The organism is Flavobacterium sp. Sr18, from assembly GCF_011064265.1.
Classification (GTDB): Bacteria; Bacteroidota; Bacteroidia; order Flavobacteriales; family Flavobacteriaceae; genus Flavobacterium; species Flavobacterium petrolei.
Window position 1 is genome coordinate 1,428,316 of the sequence record NZ_CP049329.1, and the last position, 20,684, is coordinate 1,448,999.

Consider the following 20,684-nt stretch of genomic DNA (forward strand, 5'->3'; position numbering starts at 1 on the left):
TAAATTTGTTTTTTTAGAATTTGTAAAATCTTTTAAACTCAAATAATAGAAGAAAACGTATTACATTTAAAAGCCAAAACGTTATCAATACTACCTTTCGGAATTATGTATGTGATCTCTTTACCCCTATTAGGAATCCTTTTGGCACAAACTGGAGTACAAAATAGCCTACTGATCTATATTCTCGCTTTTACCATTACTATGCTTTCTGCAATTGTTTTATTTAGATTGTTTTCCGGCACACTACTTCTAGAACTTCGAAATGAGACAATTAAAATGGATTAGATAAAGAAACCAATTTATAGTTCGTTTAATCCTCAAACGATTATTTTGAATGATAGTAATCAATGGAAACATTAAGAGGAAAAGGTATTGACCGACTCAAAATTTATCTAAAGAACACTAAAAGAATATACATTGAATTGGATAATCTTTCAAATTCAACTAAGAATTATAAAATGGCAAACAGGTTGAAAAACTTCCTGACAGCTAACAGGATGAAAAAAGATATTCCTTATTAATATTTTTTAGAAATAACAAAAAAACCTGTGGAGCAAGTCACACAGGTTTTTAACCAACTACGTTTATTCAATTTAACATAACCAAAAAATCAACTAAATTCTAATTGTTTAAAAATACTAAGTCTATTATTTTATTTAAAATTAATCTTCTGAAACAATTGCTGAATTTCTATCCATCGCTACTTTAAGCAATACTGCAATTCCTTCCTCATTTATCATCTTCATATTCATAGCATCTAATTGAACCAAATCTTTAGAAACTAATCCACTAAACATATTGAACGAAATATTCATTTCTTTCAAGTTTTTTAATTTTTCCAACTCAAATGGAACCTGGCCTATAAAATTATTATCAAACAAACTGATACTCTCTAAATTACTTAATGTTGCGACTAAAGGATTTAATTTTCCTGAGAACTTATTACTATTCAAAAGTAAGATTTTCAACGACTTCAAAGTATATAATGAAGTAGGTATCTCGCCATATATATCATTATTGTAAAGCGACAAGATCTCTAACTGCTTAAGATCACCTATTTTAGAAGGCAATTCTCCTGAAAATCTGTTCATATACAATTCTAAATCTTTCAAATTTGACAATTCACAAACAGAAGAAGGAATTGAACCTGTTAGTTTATTGAACGAAAGATTCAATACTTTCATATCCTTTAATTTTCCAATAGTAGATGGAATTGTTCCTGATATTTGATTTCTATGTAAATCCAATTCTTGTAGATTAACCAAGTTTACAATATCAGTTGGAATCTCTCCCACTAAATTATTATCGGCTAAATGCACTGCAATTACTTTTTCATCTTGCACTTTAACACCATACCAAGTTGAAACCGGTGATGATAAATCCCACTGCACTTTCCATTGTCTACCATTTGTTGACTGATAAAATTTCACCAATGCATTTTTCTCGGATTGAGATACATTTGCAAGCATTGAAAATGAAAACAAAAGGGTTAAAAATAGAGTAGATATTTTTTTCATAACAGGATAATTTTCTTTTACACATCTAAAGCTACAGCCATTATGGCTAATCAGCAAATAAAATCGACAAACTACATAATATTGTTTTTTATATACAGTAATACCTTACAATTAGCCTCTTTTTACTAGTAAATAATATTTTATTAAATTTGACTTACTAACCTTAATTTTAAATTTATGGAAATCAATTTCTTAGCACTATTTGTTGCCGCTTTATCTACACTTGTAATAGGATTTGTTTGGTACCATCCAAAAGTTTTTGGAACTATTTGGATGAAAGAATCTGGCTTGACTGAAGAAAAGCTAAAAGGAGGAAATATGCTTTTAATATTTGGCACTTCATTGCTATATGCTTTTTTTATCAGCTTCGTACTTCAAATGGTCACCATACATCAATTTGGAGCAATAGGTATGATTGGCGGAGATCCCAGTATTGCAAAACCTTCCTATGATGCTTTTATGACTGACTATGGAAATGCTTTCAGAACATTTAAGCACGGAACTTTACACGGCTTTATGACGGGACTGTTTTTTGCTCTACCAATTATAGGAACGAATGCTTTATATGAAAGAAGAAGTTTCAAATATACCTTTGTAACTGGTGGATTTTGGATTGTTTGCCTTACAATTATGGGAGGGATTATTTGTGGATGGAAATTATCTTAACTTTTAAATTAAATTTCGCCTTCTGATTCAAAAGGCGAAATTTATTTTTCTTTACATCTTTTCTATGGCTTTTGCCAAATCGATGTCTTTATCCGTAACCCCATTTGCATCATGGGTTGTTAAGCGTATCGTTACTTTATTGTAGACATTGAATAATTCCGGATGATGACTACTTTTTTCAGCCATTACTCCTACCTGTACGATAAAACCCAAAGCTTGAGTAAAATCTTTGAATTTAAAATTTTTCTCGATTCCATTATTGCCAAACTTCCAGTCTTTCAACTCTTTCAGCGCGATTTGAATAGATTCCTCTGAGTAGGTTTTCATAATTAATTTATTTAGTTATATAAAGTTAGTTTATTTCATGACAATCAGTAATACTTTAACTTTATTAACTAATTTTGAAAAAAATATTTCTACACAATTTGAATCCAGTTTACTCTTTCAAAATTTACAATTCAACTATTGAACTTCCTGAAAACTGGGATGATTTAGCTATTTCAACTATTTTTTTGTCAAAAAAATACCTGCAAGTTTTAGAAAAATCATCTCCTGACAACATGATTTGTAACTTCATTGGAATCTTTGATAATACAACTTTAGTTGGCATTGCAATTTCTCAATTTTTAGATTTGAATACATTGGAATCTTTTGGAGAACGTGATAAATGCATCAAAACTGCTGTACGAAATATTGTTTTTAGAAACTTTGGCTCTCATGTGCTGGTCATTGGCAACAACATGCTTACGGGGCAAAACTCCTTTGCTTTATCCAATACGATTGTTAAAAAGAAAGCAATACAAACATTACATGCTGCCGCAACCGAATTAAAAAAGATATTTAAATCTAAGGGTTTCAAGATTCATATTACGACTTATAAAGATTTTAGCGAAGAGGAAATTATACACTTTGCCGTTCCAGAATTCAAAAATGATTATCAATTCTCGACACAACCCAACATGGTTTTCTCGATTAATGAAAACTGGAAAACGGAGCAGGATTACATCGATTCACTTTCAAAAAAATACAGAGATCAATACAAAAGAGCCCGCAAAAAAGCAGCTGATATTGAGAAAAGAAAGCTACATCTGGAGGACATCATCGCTTTGGAGGATATAATTTATGATTTGTATTTTCATGTTGCGAAAAACGCACCTTTTAATACTTTTTTTCTGCCAAAAAATCATTTTAGAGTTTTCAAAGAAATCTTTAAAGACAAATTCCTTTTTTACGGCTATTTTATCGATGAAAAACTGATAGGTTTCAACACTTTAATTAAAAATGGTGAAGTAATGGACACCTATTTTCTGGGGTATGACGAAAGTATTCAGCGTGAAAAAATGCTGTACTTGAACATGTTATACGATATGATTGCCTACTCCATCAATAAAGGTTTCAAGGAAATTGTTTTTGCAAGAACAGCATTAGAAATCAAAAGTTCTGTTGGCGCAAAACCGATAAAAATGTATGGAATCATCGCACATAGTAATGAAATGGTTAATCCATATATGCCTAAAATATTCAAATATTTAGAACCGGAAACTATTTGGCAAGAACGCAATCCTTTTAAACAGTAGCACTAATTGGATTCGGAACTGCAACTTTCAATTGCTTTGGCAGAATTTCGATATTCAATTTTGTTTCTTTACCGCAATATTCTCCATCAATTTGAAAACTAACCGGAATATTAGTCGTCACAAAGGCTTGATCTGTAGAAATAATTTCAACATCATTGACATCAATCGGCATATTTCCAGTGATGATTTTTCCCAAAACCACTAAATCCATATTTTTCAAAATCACTAATTCAAACTTTCCGTCATCCATCACCCCGTTTGGGTTTATAGAAACTCCAGTTCCGTATTTTTGGGAATTTGCTATAACAATCATTCTTGCTTCGCATTCAATAGTAGGAAAATCACCTGTTATGGTAGCAATAAACGGGTCTTCTAAATCAATCAAAGTCGAAACGGTTTGCAAAGCATATCCCCACTTGCCTCGAATACTGCTATTTTCATAATTCTTTATCATTTCCGCATTTACACCCAAATCACTTAAATGAATACTTTTCTTTCCGTTAATAGAAATCATATCTATTTCCATGTAATCATTATGAAATGCAATTTCTAAGTTTTCTTCAATTGTTGAAGGCAAATTCAAATCTACCGCTAAACCATTAGCAGATCCGGCAGGTAAAATCCCAATAATAACGTCATGGGCTTCCATAGCTTCAGCAACCATTTTTATAGTTCCATCACCACCCGCTACAATAATTCGCTGAGGAGTGTAGGTATTATAAAGCACTTTTATATTGTCACTATCTGAAATTCCAGAAGTGTTGTAAATCACGAGATTCAAGTTTTCTTTTTCGGCAAAAACAGTCGCGGCATCAATAAGCTCTGATTTATCGACGTCTCCGGAAATAGGATTAACGATAAGGATAATATTATTTTTCAAACTTTTTCTTCTTTTATTGATTAAAAACCTCTAAATTGAACTCTTATCAAAAGTAATACAATATATGAAACCAATTTTAAAATTATACCGAGGATACGCAAATGAACAGGAATTAATCGTCATGGGCCACGTCTTCAAACCAACATCAATGGAAGAGTATAATTTTCAAAAAAAGAATCTAAAAAATGCAACTTCTGTTATTAAAATGTTCCAAATAAAAACGCAGGCAAATGCCGATGTCTATTTAAAACACAACAATTCCAAAATTCATACCAAAACATTAGTTGATGGCTATTTTAAATTTTGCGTCCCATTAGACCAAAACACTAATTATGGTTGGATTGATTATGAAGTAAGCATCGTTTACAAAAACGAAACGATCACCACAAAAGACAGTTATATTAGACCGCATAAGGGAAATCTGGGAATCATATCCGATATTGATGATACCTTTTTAGTATCGCATACGCTAAATCCTTTGAAAAAATTATATGTATTATTATTCAAAAATGTAAACAAGAGAAAAATATACGAAGATGTTGTAACCCATTATCAAGCTTTAAGCACAGCTGGAAGAGAGAAAAAGGAAGAGTTTAATGCTTTTTTCTATGTTTCGAGCAGCGAGTGGAATTTGTACCGTTTCATCACAAAATTCACTGAAATTCATCAGCTCCCAAAAGCAGTTTTGCTATTGAAGGACATTAAAACAAGTCTAGCGGATTTTTTCTTGACAGGAAGAGGAGATCACAACCATAAGTTTGATAAAATAAAACACATTTTAGAATTTTATCCCAATTTAGAATATGTGTTGCTCGGTGATGATTCACAGCATGATCCGTATTTATATGAAGCCATCTGTAAAATATTTCCAGTTACTGTAAAAGCAGTTTACATCCGACAGACTGGTTCAACTAAAAAGCAAAAAACAATCAACGTAATGAAAAATTTAGAAACCTTGAACGTTTCAATTTGTTATTTCAAACATAGTACCGAAGCCATTGCGCACTCCAAATCAATTGGTATTATTGTATAAAAAAAGAGTTCCTTTGTGGAACTCTTTTTTTATTATAAATTATCTATTTCTTCCTGAACTACTTCCCAGTCCAGCAGCAGCTTATCCAACTCTGCTTTTTTCTTATTGTAGGCCATGAAAAACTTAGCATCTTCAATATGCTTGTCATAATTAGAAGCCAACATTTTATCATCTTGTTGAATGTCTCTTTCTAATTGCTTGATTTGACTTTCTACTTTACTCAATTTGTTTTGCAAGGCTTTGCCTTTCTTTTGATCTTCGTACGACGATTTATTGCTTTCTTTAGGTGCTGCAGCTTTTTCGGCATCTTTTTTCTCCACTTCACGCATATTTTCCATATTACGCTGTTCAAGGAAATAGTTGATATCACCTAGATATTCCTTTATTTTTTGGTCTTTAAACTCATAAACCAAATTTGACATTCCTTGCAGGAAATCTCTATCGTGAGAAACTAAAAGCAAAGTACCGCCAAATTTTTGAAGTGCGGCTTTCAAAACATTCTTAGATTTGATATCTAAGTGATTCGTAGGCTCATCCATCAACAAAACATTAATAGGTTGCAATAATAATTTACACAGCGCTAAACGGTTTCTTTCGCCTCCAGAAAGCACTTTAACTTTCTTCTCGACATCATCCCCACGAAACAAGAAAGAACCCAGCATATCGCGTACTTTCATTCGGTTTGTATCTGCAGCTGCGTCTTCCATCGTTTGCAACAACGTGATTTCGCCATCCAGATATTCTGCCTGATTTTGTGCAAAATATCCTAGCTGCACATTATGTCCTAACTTGATATTTCCTTTATATTCAAATTCATCAACAATCGCTTTGATGAAAGTCGATTTCCCCTGACCATTTTGTCCAACGAAAGCAATTTTACTTCCACGTTCTACCAAAAGATTGATATCTTTCAAAATAGTTTTATCACCGTAACTTTTAGTCACATTTTCAGCTTCAATTACAACTCTTCCCGGCTCTTTTGAAACTGGAAAAGTAATATTCATCACTGAGTTGTCATCTTCATCTACTTCGATGCGTTCAACTTTATCTAATTTTTTTATTAACGATTGCGCCATAGACGCTTTAGAAGCTTTGGCACGGAATTTTTCGATTAATTTCTCTGTTTCTTCAATTTTTTTAGCTTGATTTTTTTGTGTAGCCAATTGTTTCTCCCTAATTTCATGACGCAATTCTAAATATTGAGAATATGGTTTGTTGAAATCATAGGCTTTCCCAAGTGAAATTTCAATAGTTCTGTTGGTTACATTATCTAAAAACATCTTATCGTGCGAAACAATCACCACCACGCCCGGATAATTACGAAGGAAACTTTCTAACCAAATTATACTTTCTATATCCAAGTGATTCGTGGGTTCATCCAGCAACAAAACATCATTGGCTTGCAGTAATAATTTGGCTAATTCGATACGCATTCTCCATCCGCCGGAAAAAGTCTCCGTTTGATTATCAAAAACATCTCTTTTAAAACCTAAACCAAGAAGAATTTTCTCTGTATCGCCCACATAATTATAACCTCCTAAAAGTTCAAAACGATGTGTATAATCAGATAGGTCTTCAATGATTTGACTGTACTCATCACTTTCATAATCCGTTCTTGTAACTAACAAGTGATTAATCTCTTCAAGCTTTTTCTCAACAATTTTTATCTCCGTGAAAGCTTCATAGGCTTCTTCAAGAACGGTTCTTCCCTGCTCAAAATCGATGTCTTGACGTAAAAAACCCATTCGAAGATCCTTTTCTTGAGAAATAACACCTGAGTCAGGAGCAAAATCTTTTGCCAACATTTTAAGCATCGTAGATTTCCCCGCTCCATTCTTCCCAACAAGACCAACACGGTCTCCGGCACCCAATCGAAAGGTAACTTCTTCAAATAAATAAGAACCACCAAACGAAACGGATAAATTGTGTATATTAAGCATGTATTGTGATTTTATTCCTTTTCGAATGCGTAAATTTGTAACTCCAAAAAAGGAAAAATTAAATTTTTTGCAAATGTTAAAAAAAGGATCCAAATTATATAGCATTTTAACAGGAACTTGTCCTAAATGTCAGAATGAGAGTATGTATTTGGACAAAAATCCATTGCATTTCAACAAAATATTAAAAATGCATGAAAATTGCAGTCATTGCGGATTAAGATATCAAATTGAACCTTCTTTTTTTTACGGTGCAATGTATGTCAGTTATGGATTAAATGTTGCTATAGGAATTGCAGCTTTTATAATCTCATTTGTCTTTTTTGACTCGAATCTTAAAGTCGCCTTTATGGTCATTATTGCTTCCTTGATCGTATCATTCCCCTTTGTTCTTCGTTGGTCCAGAAATATATATATCAACATGTTTGTTTCGTACGATCCAACTACAAAACTAAAATAATATCAATTCTTACCTTTTGGTAAAAATCTATCAATGTTAATTTCCTTATCCAAAGGAATTTTAAGTTCTATATTTTCAAATAAAGCTTTTGCCATTGCCGGCCCTAACATCACTCCTCTCGTTCCTAAACCATTCAAGATATGAATGGTTTCATGATATTGATGTGTCCCCACTAATGGTCTTCTATCTTTTACCGTTGGACGAACACCAGCAAAATGGTCAATAATTTCAAAATCACAAGTAATTATTTCCTTGATTCTTTCCATTAATTCGGTTTTTCCTTCTTCCGTAGGTAAATCCGTTTTGTCTTTCCAATTATATGTTGCTCCTACTTTGAACAAATCATTCCCAAGAGGCAAAATAAATACGCTGGTATTCACAATTACATCAAGGTTTAATTGTGGAGCTTTAATAATAAAAAGTTCCCCTTTGGTGCCATCTAGAGGCAAATTCTTGAAATAAGGATTAGCATGCATTCCGAAACCTTCAGCAAAAACAATATGTTTGGCTTTAGTATTTTTATATTGAATACCACCCGAAACAATCTGCAAAGCATCATAATCAAATGACTCTTGCTGAAATAGGTTATTATCGTTCAGATAAAGCCTGTATTTATTCAACAATAAAGCCGTATCCACATAACCCGTTTGTAAAACTTCTCCATATCCGTAAGGCGAATCAATTCCCATATATTTTTTAGAGATTAATTCAGTAGATAAAAAAGGAGTCAATGCTATTTTATCCGAAGCTGCAAACCAATTATTCTGTTCTTCGACAGAGAAAAATTTCCTTAAAATGGGTCGTTTGAAATCAACTTTACATTTTAGTTTGCTTTCTAATAGGCTATAAAATTCGTTCATTAAAGTCAATTGTTCCTGCGCTTTCCATACTTCGCTAAAGCGTTTCAGTATCACAGGATTGTATAATCCCCCCGCAATTTTCGAAGAATTTTGAGAATTATTATCTAAAACCATAATAGATCTACCATTATGCAAAGCAATCTCTGCAAATGAAATACCCGCCAAACCAGAACCAACAATTAAATAATCAATCATCCAAACATTCATTTAAAACTAACTACAAAGAAAGCATATTAAAACAAAAAACTCTTACCATTACAGTAAGAGTTAATTAATATTTTATAAAACTGAAATTAGTAATTCCACATATCTTGTTCGAAATTACGTATTTTCTCTTTTACTCTTTCAGATTCTAACAACTGATTTTGAGCGTTATCTTTCATGTAATCTTCGATAGTTCTATCTCCATAGACATTCTCTTCTTTGTAGATAATACTATTGAAACGTCTTGAGTTTAATATTTGATCAAAAGAAACAGGCATTGAAGAATTTTTATCATTGAAAGCTTTAGCTTCATGTAATACTTCTCTAGCTGATGGAAAAAATATCCAAAACAATTCTATATAATCTTTTTCATCACTATTCATAGTGTATACATCAGGTGTTACAGGACAAATCCCTAACAAACGATATTTTAACTCACTTTGACGTTTGTCAAAATACCAATATCCTTTTATTTTATACTGTGTTACATCTTGAGCGGTTAAATCTTGTCTCATGATGTACTCCTGAGAAACTGCTTGTCCTGCGTTAATTTGTTCACGACCCGCATCTGTAGTGTCAATACGAGAAAGAGATGCTTCAATATCTTTAAGAGATTTTTTAGTATTAAAATAGCTATCAGTATACACTTCAGTGATTTTACCATTCTTCATTGCTTTAGTCAAAACGTCATATAACGAACGTCTATCAGACCCAACATTTGCAGTGTCAATAGGAAAGTATAACGAGAAATTTATTCTTTCACTTAAATCAATTATTTCCCAAGTCGTTTTACCCATCAAAACATCACGGTCGTGTACATAACCATAAGCCAATGGTTTGTCATTATCAGAATTAAGTTGAGCTGCAGTTTTAAGTCCTATTTGATCAGGACTTTTTGCATTTAGCAAATTTGATTGTGCAAATGAAGCAACACTTCCTAGTAAGGAAACAATAGCTAAAAAAAGATTTCTAACATTCATCATGGTATCAATATATAATATTAAAGCAAGGATCCGATAAACTTACTTATTATTGTATTTCAAAAATTACTGGAGCGGTTCTAGGCAATAAATAACTACCAGCTCCTACAAGTTTAGTTTTAATTTCAGAGATCGTAACTTGATCCCCTCTTCCCGCTTTGGAAAGAACCGCTTTACATTGTGAATTTAATCTATTACCTGAAACAACAACTGTAGGTTGACCGGTAACTTTTAAATTAAAACCAACAACATCTAAACCAACTTCAAAATCAAAATCAACTAATTTTGCTCCGATTGTAGCAATTTCTAAATTCGATTTAGGTCCTTTAACTACACCCATTTCTCCTCTAATTGTTCCAGTTGGACCAGGAATCCCTTTTATTCTGAAAACTTTTTTATCAGTAGCAACTTTGCCATCAGACATTTTACCTGAAACGCTAACAACAACTTCGTTACCTCCGCCAGGATTCATAACGTATTTACCATTACCTACCTTCGATAAACCTGGAGCTGCTGCATTAACCGCATTATCAGGAATACCAGCAAATGAAATAGTCATAGGGTTTGATACACCTCTGTAAACTACATTCATCTTATCAGCTGAAATTGTAGCCGAATTAGGTCTTGGCACAACAACGTACTTTCCAGCGAACTTTAAAGGAATTGTTTTACCATCTTCAATAAATGTAAATTGGCCAGAAATATTTTGTTCCCCAACACCACCAGCTGTTAAAGCAATCTTAGCTTGTCCCGTAGCCGGGTCCAATCTTGCACCAGTAACATTAGTTGGCTTTGTATTCTCATCATAGCGACCTAAAACTACTTTTCCTGTAACTTGCTCTCCTTGAAAATAAGCATTTTTATCTAGTACTACAATAGCTTGATAGTTACTATATGAAGCAGCTGCAACAGCCGCCTTACCTAATGCTGTACTATAAACATCTGATTCTGCTTTTTTAACATCGTTCTGCCATGCAGATAATTTTGCTAATGAGGCAACAGCAGGAAAGCCTTTAAAATGATAATCTAAATAAGGTATCGCTACACCATCTTTATTCTTAACATCTGCCAAACTAAACTTGGTTTGGATTTCAGATAAAATTGGTGCTAATTTTTTATTATCACCTAAAGCTAATTTCATATCTGCTTTATACTTTTCAATCGTAGCTACAACTTCTTTCCCTTTAGTTGAATAACCAGCTGGACTAAACCATAAATTATCGATATTATCTCCTTTGTCCATTGCCTCGTAAGGCAATTTTCCCGTTTCAGGATCTACTTCTGTACCAACTAAAACTTGCGATTTTATTGTTGCAATATAATCGTAAAAATTTTTAGTTATTCCTTCTACTTTGTGCGCAGTAGCTGACGCAGCAGCAAATTCCCCACCTGCTTCAGATGCCTTAGCATCTAAACCAGCTAACATTTGAGTGTTAGATAATTCTGCTGAAGAATTTGCTCCTTCAAATTTTTCATTCATCAATCCAAAAGCAGATAACACTTCTTTGGACATATTTAATGCTAACATAGCGATAAAAACCAAGTACATTAGGTTAATCATCTTCTGTCTAGGGGTTAGTTTTCCTCCTGCCATATTTTCTAATAATTAGTTTATTTGTTATTATAGTTTGAAACTAATTATCCTTTATTATTCATTGCAGAAAGCATACCGCCATATACATTATTCAAAGAAGCAATGTTTGCAGTCATCGATTGCATTTGCTCTTTTAATTTACCCGCATTTTCAGCAATTTCTTTATTTGCTTCAGCATTTCTTGAAGCACTTTCCAGTTGAACTTTATATAAGCTATTTAATGATTCCATTTGTGCCGCAGCCATAGATAATTCTTCACTGTATTTTTTAGTTGAAGCTATTGAATCAACAGTAGGCGCAATACCTTTTGCTGCAGATTCAAAGTTTTTGATACTGTTTCCTAAGCTTGCCATTAATTCACCATCAATTTTAGCATCTTTCAACATCACATCTAATTTTTGAGATAATAATCCTTGTGCGTCAGAAGGTGTCTCTACTTTTTTAGTAGCAGCTTTAGCTTGGCCGTTAGCTAATTCAGGATATACAAGAGTCCAATCTAATTCATCATCAACCGGTTCAAATGCTGAAAGCGCAAAAATAGCAGCTTCAACCACAAGACCAATTGTAAGCATTAAATTTCCAGTTATAACTCCGAACTCTATGTGTGTAATTTTGAATAATGCTCCAATGATTACAACTGCTGCTCCCATACCATATGAGAAATTCATTACTTTCTTACTTAACAATGCCATAATAATTTGTTTTTTACTTTTATAGATTTGGTTTATTTGTACTACTTATTTTTTTTTCCGGTAACAGTAGTTTGTAGTCCCATGTAATCTTGGACTGTTCTGAAACCAATAAAACTTCTTGCGGAATCAGCATATTCAAAATCCCTCGTACTTACCTGTAGGAAATAAGCAACATCTTTCCATGATCCTCCACGAACAACTTTACGTTTATTAGAAGCATCAGTAACATTCGGATTCATAGAAGAAACATATTCATATCCATTAGGATCATATGCAGAATCAGTCCATTCAGAAACATTACCTGCCATGTTATACAGATTATAGCCATTAGGTTCATACGATTTTGCTTCTACCGTATACAATGCCTCATCAGCAGCGTAATCTCCTCTATTAGGTTTGAAATTAGCAAGAAAACAACCTCTGTCATTTTTCGTGTAAGGACCACCCCAAGGGTATGTAGCAGACTCTAATCCTCCCCTTGCAGAATATTCCCATTCAGCTTCTGTTGGCAATCTAAAAGAATTGATCAGATCTTGACCTTTCTTTTTTGATTTAATATATGTATTTTTATTCAATGTTCTCCATGCACAAAATGCTTTTGCTTGAGTCCATTTTATACCAACTACAGGGTATTCCCCGTAAGCTTTATGCCAAAAATAATCATTGTGCATTGGTTCATTATAGGAGTAAGCAAAATCTTTAATCCAAACAGTTGTGTCAGGATATATTTTAACTTCTTCTGTTTTCACAAAATCTTTTCTTTTACCCACTTTTGCTTTCGCTGCTGCTTGAATATCCATCCAAGAATAACGAAACTTTAATTTATCTACATCAATTGTGCGTAAACCATTGTATGAAGCTTCTATAGGCAAATACATTGAATCCATAACTTCGGTATAATACTCATCAGGATACAGTTTAGTATCTCTAATTAATTTAACCTTTTTATTTAATTTTCTACCCGCATATTGATCATCGTCGGTACCAACACTATAATAGTTGTCATACATATATTTATCATAAGCAGTCATTTTTTCCGGATCTGCATCATTAAAAGCATAGTCACCTATACTTCCTGCATTTTTCCCTTTTGCATTTTCTGCTCCAGCTTTCAATCCGCTTTGATCAGCTAATATGGCTAATCGCACTCTCATTGTAGAATCTTTTACCCATTCAACAAATTGACGATATTCACTGTTTGTTATTTCAGTTTCGTCCATGTAAAAAGATCTAACAGTAACTGTTTTTGTTGGAGCATCATCTACATGAGCCATATCATCATCTGATTTACCCATAATAAATGACCCACCAGGAACCAAAGTCATACCGTAAGGCTTTTCAGGATGCCACTTTTCTCCTTTAACACCAACCAATTCGCCTTTGTCACTTGACTTTCCACAGCTAATTAACAAGGTCAAAATTGCCGTAAATGCAATGAACTTCTTCATATAATTTTTGGATTAACTATTCATTATTTTTAAGGGTGTAAACGTATTTATAATTTTTATAAAAAACAATTTTTTAAACAAAAGAAATTGCATTTTTTTATAAAAACATTAACAAATAAAAATAAAAAAATTTTAATAAATATTTTTGCGTTGTGCTTTCCACCATCTTTCAGGCAATTCTTGATTACAAGCCTGTAGGTATTCATTATAAGAACATGGTAATAACGAATTTCTTTTTAATTTATTATTAACATTTGAAATAAATGGAATTTCTATCCACCAGCGGTCTGTTTTATCGCTTTTATAGAAAATTAATTCCTCCTCTTCTAATGGAACAATATATTTTAAATAATTCTCTTTGCTTCCAAAAGGATACTCATTCGAACGATAATGAAACCCTTCGATAAAATACCAAATTATCTGTGCAATCAATACCGCTTCTTGTATTGAATTATTGTGGTTGAATATCCCAAACGAAGATACTTTATCACTTATTCCAGCATATCGAGACAAAGAACAAATTTCTTTACCATTAAAACCATTGGGTTGAAACGCAACAAAATTTCCGGAATCAGACGATTTTATAGAATTCAAATCAATACTTACCAAATCCGCATCCCTAAAAACTGGCTCTGAAATAGCAATATTATTAGAAACTTCTCCTAATCTATAACCATCAAAGAATAATTTTTCTATCAAATCTATTTCTTCCTGAGAATTAAAATAAGTTTGATACCCTATATTACAATAGTTAAAAAGATTATTAGGCTCGTCTATAATTATTTTTGTCAAATAAGAAGATGCAGAAACTGCTTCATCTTCTTTTCCGAAATCAAATTTATTATCAATAGAAACCAAGTTGACCATTTGTTCCAAATCATCATACGCTCTATAAAGCGCATACGTTATATCCTGAGAACCTCCTATAACTATTGGCGTGATTTTTTTCTTAATCAAACTTGCCACCACTTTTTTTACTGCAAAATAAGTGTCCATAACCGAATTCCCTGCAGCAATATCGCCCAAATCAGCAATTGATGCATCCCAGTTTCCTGGAAACAAACCATATAATTCTTTTCTGAGTGGTACCAAATCTACATCTGAAACCGCTTTTTTATCTCCGCGGTTTTCTAAAACCCCTATTACGGCTATTTTAATCTTATTCAAATCTGGAAATTGCTCCTTCGTATGTAAAACTATTTTACTGCCAAGTTGCTGTGAAGTCAATCCATTTATAAACTCCTGGATTTCATCATCTATTGGTTTAAGAAAATCAAATTCCATTTTTTACTTTTTTGCTACGGGTTTCTTAACTGCTGTTTTTTTCGCCACTGCTTTCTTTGCAGGCGCTTTTTTAGCAGCTACTTTTTTAGCAGGCGTTTTCTTGGCTATCATTTCCTGAACTTCTTCCAATGTCAATTTTGTAGCATCAACATCTTTACTCAATTCAATTTTGATTTTACCTTTGGTAATAACCGAGCGTCCCCAACGGGCTTTTTCGACTAAAATCCCTTCATCTTCCCAGTTATGTAAAACCTTATCAATATTCTTTTGTAATTTATCTTCAATCAACGATTCAATATCTGCTTGAGACAAATTATCAAAATTATATTTCTTACTTACATTGATAAACAAGCCGTCCCATTTGATAAAAGGACCAAAACGACCCGTTCCTTTTTGCACGCCTTCGCCTTTATAAACTGCAATTGGAGCATCGGCTATTGCTTTTTCATCAATTAATTCCTGTGCTCTTTCAAAATCCACATCTAACGGGTTTTCTCCTTTTGGCAAGGAAACAAAAGCCGCACCATGACGAATATAAGGACCGTAACGGCCATTACTTACTTCAACTTCTTCTCCTTTATATTCACCTAAATTTTTTGGCAATAAAAATAAATTCAATGTTTCTTCTAGAGTGATGTTTCCAATGTTTTGATCGTTCATCAAACTCGCAAACTTTTTCTCTTCATCATCAGCAGCTCCAATTTGAGCCATTGGTCCAAATTTCCCTAAACGAACTGAAACCGGTTTTCCTGTTTTTGGATCTGTTCCCAGAATTCTTTCACCGCTTTCTCTTTCTGCATTGGCTTCGACATCTTTCACAGTTGGATGAAATTTATCATAAAACTCCTGCATCATTTTTGTCCAAACGATATTTCCATCTGCAATTTCATCAAAATCCTGTTCCACTTTTGCAGTGAAATTATAATCTAAAATGTTTCCGAAATTCTTAACCAAGAAATCCGTAACAATTGTTCCGATATCTGTAGGAACTAATTTTCCTTTATCAGAACCGGTATTTTCTTTCAATAGCTTCTCTCCTACTTTTCCAGATTGTAAAGTCAATTGCGTATAATTACGTTCTTGTCCGTCAAGATTTCCTTTCTCTACATAATTTCTATTGATTATTGTAGAAATCGTTGGCGCATAAGTAGAAGGACGACCAATTCCCAGTTCCTCTAATTTTTTTACCAAAGAAGCTTCAGTATATCTTGCAGCAGCACGAGAATATCTCTCTGTCGCAGTAATGTAATTATTTTGTAATTTTTCGTTGACTTTCATTGCAGGCAACATTCCTTCTTGCTCTTCTTCATCGTCATCATGACCTTCCAAATACACTTTCAAGAAACCTTCAAAAAGCAACACTTCTCCAGATGCAGTGAATATTTCACCGTGATTGTTTGCTTCAATTTTTACGTTGGTACGTTCTAATTGCGCATCACTCATTTGCGAAGCCAACGTTCTTTTCCAAATCAAATCATACAAACGCGCTTGATCTCTGTCAATATCTACCGTGTGACGGGACATATCCGTAGGTCGAATCGCCTCGTGCGCTTCCTGTGCCCCTTTGCTTTTATTGACAAAAGTTCGAGGTTTAGAGAACTCTTTTCCATAGGATTTGATAATTTCTGCCTGGGCAGCTTCCATCGCATCTTTGGATAAATTCACACTATCCGTTCTCATATACGTGATAAGTCCGGCTTCGTACAAACGCTGTGCTAACTGCATGGTAATTCCAACAGGTAAATACAATTTACGAGCGGCTTCTTGTTGTAAAGTCGAAGTGGTAAATGGACCCGTTGGTGATTTTTTGGTAGGTTTCGTTTCTAAATCGGCTACCTTATATGTAGAACCTATATTTTTATTTAAAAAATCTTCAGCTTCTTTTTTAGTATTGAAATTTTTAGGTAGTTTGGCTTTGAATATTTTTCCGGATTCATTGGTAAATTCTGCCACAACAGAATACGTAGCAACAGCTTTGAAATTTTGAATTTCTCTTTCACGTTCCACAATCAAACGAACAGAAACTGATTGTACACGTCCAGCAGAAAGTCCTCCTTTTATTTTTCTCCAAAGTACAGGCGACAATTCATAACCAACTAATCGGTCTAAAACACGACGCGCTTGTTGCGCATTGACTAAATTATAATCAATTTCTCGTGGATTATCAATCGCTTTTAGAATCGCAGTTTTAGTAATTTCGTGAAAAACAATACGTTTTGTTTTGGTTTTATCTAATTTTAATTCTTCGGCTAAATGCCAAGAAATAGCCTCACCCTCTCGATCCTCATCACTTGCTAACCAAACCATTTCAGCTTTTTTAGCCAGTCCTTTTAATTTAGTAACCAACGCTTTTTTATCAGCAGAAACTTCGTATTTAGGTTTGAAACCATTTTCCACATCTACTCCAATTTCTTTGGATGGTAAGTCGGCAATATGTCCGTAACTGGACTCTACCTGAAAATCACTCCCTAAAAATTTTTCGATTGTTTTTGCCTTTGCAGGTGATTCAACTATAACTAAATTCTTTGCCATATTCCGATTGTTTATGTCGGCAAAAGTATATGATTTTTTTAAATTTTAAGTTTTTTAAATTTTAAAAGTCAATTTAATCGTTGAATGGCGGGTTTTAACATATCTAAATTCAATAAATTTTGGATCAATTTATCTGTTGCTACAAACGCCTTAAAATAGTGTTAATTCTTAATCTGACATCTTGTCATATTTATTTGAATTGCGTTATCTTTGCACTTTGAAAATACAAGATGGAAAAGATTATTGAAGAAAGTAAACAAGGTGAAAGTCTTGTTTTAGAGAATAAACCTGAGAATACAAAAAAGCTATTTATAGAAAGTTACGGTTGCGCGATGAATTTTTCGGACAGCGAAATTGTAGCTTCCATATTATCTGGAAACGGATATAATACGACTCAAGTACTGGAAGAAGCCGATTTGGTTTTGGTCAATACCTGTTCTATTCGGGACAAGGCAGAACAAACCATTCGTAAACGTTTGGAGAAATACAATGCGGTGAAACGCATTAATCCGAAGATGAAAGTCGGCGTTTTGGGCTGTATGGCCGAGCGTTTGAAAAGTCAATTCTTGGAAGAAGAAAAAATCGTTGACCTTGTTGTAGGACCTGATGCGTATAAAGATTTACCGAACCTTTTGCAAGAAGTTGAAGAAGGCCGAGATGCGATTAATGTGATTTTGTCGAAAGACGAAACCTATGGTGATATTTCACCGGTTCGATTGATGAGCAACGGAATTACAGCTTTGGTTTCTATCACGCGTGGTTGTGATAATATGTGTACGTTTTGCGTGGTACCTTTTACCCGCGGACGCGAACGCAGCCGTGAACCACAAAGTATCATGAAAGAAATCCAAGATTTATGGGACAAAGGATTTAAAGAAATTACGCTTTTGGGACAAAACGTGGATAGTTTCCTTTGGTACGGCGGCGGATTGAAAAAAGATTTTGAGAATGCTACCGAAATGCAAAAAGCTACTGCAGTTGACTTTGATCAATTACTGGAAATGGTAGCGGTTGGTTTTCCAAAAATGCGCATTCGATTTTCGACATCAAATCCGCAAGACATGCACGAAAGTATTTTACATGTGATTGCAAAACATCCTAATATTTGCAAACACATTCACCTGCCAGTGCAGTCCGGAAGCAATAGAATCCTAAAAGAGATGAATCGTTTGCATACGCGTGAAGAATACATGACTTTGATTGATAAAATCAGAACTATTATTCCGAACAGCTCCATTTCGCAGGATATGATTGCTGGTTTCCCAACAGAAACCGAACAAGATCATCAAGACACAATGAGCTTGATGGAATATGTGAAATATAATTTTGGTTATATGTATTCGTATTCCGAACGTCCGGGAACATTGGCAGGAAGAAAAATGGAAGACGACGTTCCAGAAGAAACAAAAGCAAGAAGATTGCAGGAAATTGTCGATTTACAACAAAAACACGCTTGGTTCCGCTCTGAGGAATTCATTGGACAAACTGTAGAAGTTTTGGTTGAGAAAGTTTCCAAAAAATCGACAGAAGAGTTTTCAGGAAGAAATTCACAAAGTATTACCGTGGTTTTTCCAAAAGAAAATTACAAGATTGGAGATTTTGTAAATGTGAGAATCACTTCTTGCACAAGCGGAACTTTAAAAGGAGAAGCAGTTGGTTTGAGTGAAATGAATTAAAAAAGTTTGTTTCAGGTTTCAGGTTTAAAGTTCTCTCGATAACTTTAAACCTGAAACAAAGAAAACTTTAAACAAAAATAATATGGAATCAGTTCAAGCTATAAAACAACGATTTGAGATTATCGGGAATGACCCGAAGCTTAATCGTGCGATAGAAAAAGCCATTCAGGTTGCTCCTACTGACATTACAGTATTAGTGGCGGGAGAAAGCGGAGTTGGAAAAGAAAACATTCCTCGAATTATCCATTCGCTTTCGCACAGAAAACATGGAAAATATATTGCCGTAAACTGTGGAGCCATTCCAGAAGGAACGATTGACAGTGAACTTTTTGGACATGAAAAAGGCGCTTTTACAGGAGCCACAGGCACTCGTGAAGGTTATTTTGAAGTCGCTGACGGCGGAACTATATTTCTGGATGAAGTAGGTGAATTACCGTTAACTACACAAGTTCGTTTGTTGCGTGTTCTTGAAAATGGCGAATTTATAAAAGTCGGTTCTTCACAAGTACAGAAAACGGACGTCCGAATTGTTGCGGCTACGAATGTCAATTTATTTGATGCGATTGAAAAAGGGAAATTCCGTGAGGATTTGTATTATCGTTTGAGTACTGTGGATATTACTTTGCCGCCTTTGCGCGATCGAAAAGACGACATTCATTTATTGTTCCGGAAATTCGTTGCTGATTTTGCACATAAATATAAAATGCCTCCTTTGAAGTTAGACGAAAATGCTATTCAATTATTGCAGAAATTTCGTTGGAGCGGAAACATTAGACAATTGCGAAATGTTGCGGAACAAATCTCCGTTTTAGAAACCAACAGAGATATATCTGCTGTGACTTTACAATCATATTTGCCGGCGCAAGGAAGCAATTTACCTTCAGTTATAAAAGATAAAAAAAGCGAAAGTGATTTTAGTACCGAAAGGGAAATTTTGTACAAAGTACTTTTTGACATGAAAAGTGATTTGAATGATTTGAAAAAATTAACACTGGAACTAATTCAAAATGGAGGTTCAAAAGTGCAGGAAACGAATCAGAATTTGATAAAAAAAATATACGGTTCAAAAGAAAATGACAGTGAAATAGATTTTGAAGAAGAACCTAGAGCATCGTTAATAGCGTCTCAAAACAATGAGGATTTATACCAGGAACATGATGACAATTATCTTTTTGCAGAAACCGTTGAGGAGGAAGAAACTTTACGTTTAGAACAAAAAGAAATTGAAATGATTAAAAAATCATTAGAAAAAAATAAAGGAAAACGAAAAGCTGCCGCAGACGAATTAGGTATTTCGGAACGGACTTTATACCGAAAAATAAAGCAATTTGATTTGTAGTTTTT

At 33.7% G+C, this 20,684-nt stretch carries 18 protein-coding genes; 7 read left to right on the plus strand and 11 right to left on the minus strand.

Going from position 1 to position 20,684, the window contains the following annotated elements; translation table 11 throughout:
* Positions 1-347: 347 nt before the first annotated feature.
* Positions 348-521 carry a hypothetical protein gene (locus G7A72_RS06325; RefSeq protein WP_165151856.1) on the plus strand — a complete coding sequence of 58 codons (174 nt, stop codon included), beginning with the start codon at positions 348-350 and terminating at the stop codon, positions 519-521.
* A 141-nt stretch (positions 522-662) separates the two neighbouring features.
* On the opposite strand, the gene G7A72_RS06330 is transcribed toward G7A72_RS06325, so the two are convergent.
* Complete coding sequence (locus G7A72_RS06330) at positions 663-1,517, minus strand: Two component regulator three Y domain protein (protein ID WP_165151857.1); 855 nt, start codon at positions 1,515-1,517, stop codon at positions 663-665.
* Between the two features lie 177 nt (positions 1,518-1,694).
* Between G7A72_RS06330 and G7A72_RS06335 the strand changes: the two genes are divergently transcribed.
* Entirely contained in the window at positions 1,695-2,183 is a 489-nt protein-coding gene (locus G7A72_RS06335) for a DUF1761 domain-containing protein (protein ID WP_165151858.1), read from the plus strand.
* A 51-nt stretch (positions 2,184-2,234) separates the two neighbouring features.
* Here the strand turns inward: G7A72_RS06335 and G7A72_RS06340 are convergent, their stop codons facing one another.
* The gene (locus tag G7A72_RS06340; RefSeq protein WP_165151859.1) at positions 2,235-2,510 is read right to left on the minus strand and encodes a 4a-hydroxytetrahydrobiopterin dehydratase; all 276 of its coding nucleotides are present in this window, start codon (positions 2,508-2,510) and stop codon (positions 2,235-2,237) included.
* Between the two features lie 98 nt (positions 2,511-2,608).
* On the opposite strand from G7A72_RS06340, the gene G7A72_RS06345 reads away from it, so the two are divergent.
* Positions 2,609-3,760, plus strand: coding sequence for a GNAT family N-acetyltransferase (locus G7A72_RS06345; RefSeq protein ID WP_165153665.1), 1,152 nt, complete (start codon positions 2,609-2,611; stop codon positions 3,758-3,760).
* Here G7A72_RS06345 and G7A72_RS06350 read toward each other — a convergent pair.
* Positions 3,750-4,640: a diacylglycerol kinase family protein gene (locus G7A72_RS06350; protein WP_165151860.1), complete on the minus strand. Its 891-nt coding sequence runs from the start codon at positions 4,638-4,640 to the stop codon at positions 3,750-3,752. The two genes, G7A72_RS06345 and G7A72_RS06350, sit on opposite strands and share 11 nt — an antisense overlap.
* A 64-nt stretch (positions 4,641-4,704) precedes the next feature.
* Between G7A72_RS06350 and G7A72_RS06355 the strand changes: the two genes are divergently transcribed.
* Positions 4,705-5,673, plus strand: a complete 969-nt coding sequence (locus G7A72_RS06355; RefSeq protein WP_165151861.1) for an App1 family protein — start codon at positions 4,705-4,707, stop codon at positions 5,671-5,673.
* 32 nt (positions 5,674-5,705) lie between these two features.
* Here the strand turns inward: G7A72_RS06355 and G7A72_RS06360 are convergent, their stop codons facing one another.
* Positions 5,706-7,613 (minus strand): ATP-binding cassette domain-containing protein, encoded by a 1,908-nt coding sequence (locus tag G7A72_RS06360; RefSeq protein WP_113665490.1) that lies wholly within the window; start codon positions 7,611-7,613, stop codon positions 5,706-5,708.
* A gap of 73 nt (positions 7,614-7,686) precedes the next feature.
* Between G7A72_RS06360 and G7A72_RS06365 the strand changes: the two genes are divergently transcribed.
* Positions 7,687-8,070: a DUF983 domain-containing protein gene (locus G7A72_RS06365; RefSeq protein WP_113665197.1), complete on the plus strand. Its 384-nt coding sequence runs from the start codon at positions 7,687-7,689 to the stop codon at positions 8,068-8,070.
* Between the two features lie 2 nt (positions 8,071-8,072).
* On the opposite strand, the gene G7A72_RS06370 is transcribed toward G7A72_RS06365, so the two are convergent.
* From G7A72_RS06370 to topA, 7 genes are all read right to left on the minus strand, one after another.
* On the minus strand, positions 8,073-9,125 hold the full coding sequence (locus tag G7A72_RS06370) for an FAD-binding oxidoreductase (protein WP_165151862.1): 1,053 nt from the start codon (positions 9,123-9,125) through the stop codon (positions 8,073-8,075).
* A gap of 98 nt (positions 9,126-9,223) precedes the next feature.
* Positions 9,224-10,114: a gliding motility protein GldN gene (gldN, locus tag G7A72_RS06375; RefSeq protein ID WP_165153667.1), complete on the minus strand. Its 891-nt coding sequence runs from the start codon at positions 10,112-10,114 to the stop codon at positions 9,224-9,226.
* A gap of 49 nt (positions 10,115-10,163) precedes the next feature.
* The gene (gene gldM / locus G7A72_RS06380; RefSeq protein ID WP_165151863.1) at positions 10,164-11,708 is read right to left on the minus strand and encodes a gliding motility protein GldM; all 1,545 of its coding nucleotides are present in this window, start codon (positions 11,706-11,708) and stop codon (positions 10,164-10,166) included.
* A 44-nt stretch (positions 11,709-11,752) separates the two neighbouring features.
* Positions 11,753-12,400, minus strand: coding sequence for a gliding motility protein GldL (gldL, locus tag G7A72_RS06385; RefSeq protein WP_165151864.1), 648 nt, complete (start codon positions 12,398-12,400; stop codon positions 11,753-11,755).
* A 41-nt stretch (positions 12,401-12,441) separates the two neighbouring features.
* A complete protein-coding gene (gene gldK, locus G7A72_RS06390; protein WP_113665194.1) occupies positions 12,442-13,848 on the minus strand; it encodes a gliding motility lipoprotein GldK in 1,407 nt (468 codons plus the stop codon).
* A gap of 132 nt (positions 13,849-13,980) precedes the next feature.
* Complete coding sequence (locus G7A72_RS06395; RefSeq protein ID WP_165151865.1) at positions 13,981-15,132, minus strand: formimidoylglutamase; 1,152 nt, start codon at positions 15,130-15,132, stop codon at positions 13,981-13,983.
* A 3-nt stretch (positions 15,133-15,135) separates the two neighbouring features.
* The gene (gene topA, locus G7A72_RS06400; protein WP_165151866.1) at positions 15,136-17,664 is read right to left on the minus strand and encodes a type I DNA topoisomerase; all 2,529 of its coding nucleotides are present in this window, start codon (positions 17,662-17,664) and stop codon (positions 15,136-15,138) included.
* Between the two features lie 230 nt (positions 17,665-17,894).
* Here topA and miaB point away from each other — a divergent pair, with 230 nt between their 5' ends.
* On the plus strand, positions 17,895-19,340 hold the full coding sequence (miaB, locus tag G7A72_RS06405; protein WP_165151867.1) for a tRNA (N6-isopentenyl adenosine(37)-C2)-methylthiotransferase MiaB: 1,446 nt from the start codon (positions 17,895-17,897) through the stop codon (positions 19,338-19,340).
* Between the two features lie 82 nt (positions 19,341-19,422).
* Positions 19,423-20,679, plus strand: coding sequence for a sigma-54-dependent Fis family transcriptional regulator (locus G7A72_RS06410; RefSeq protein WP_113665487.1), 1,257 nt, complete (start codon positions 19,423-19,425; stop codon positions 20,677-20,679).
* The last annotated feature ends 5 nt before the right edge of the window (positions 20,680-20,684 follow it).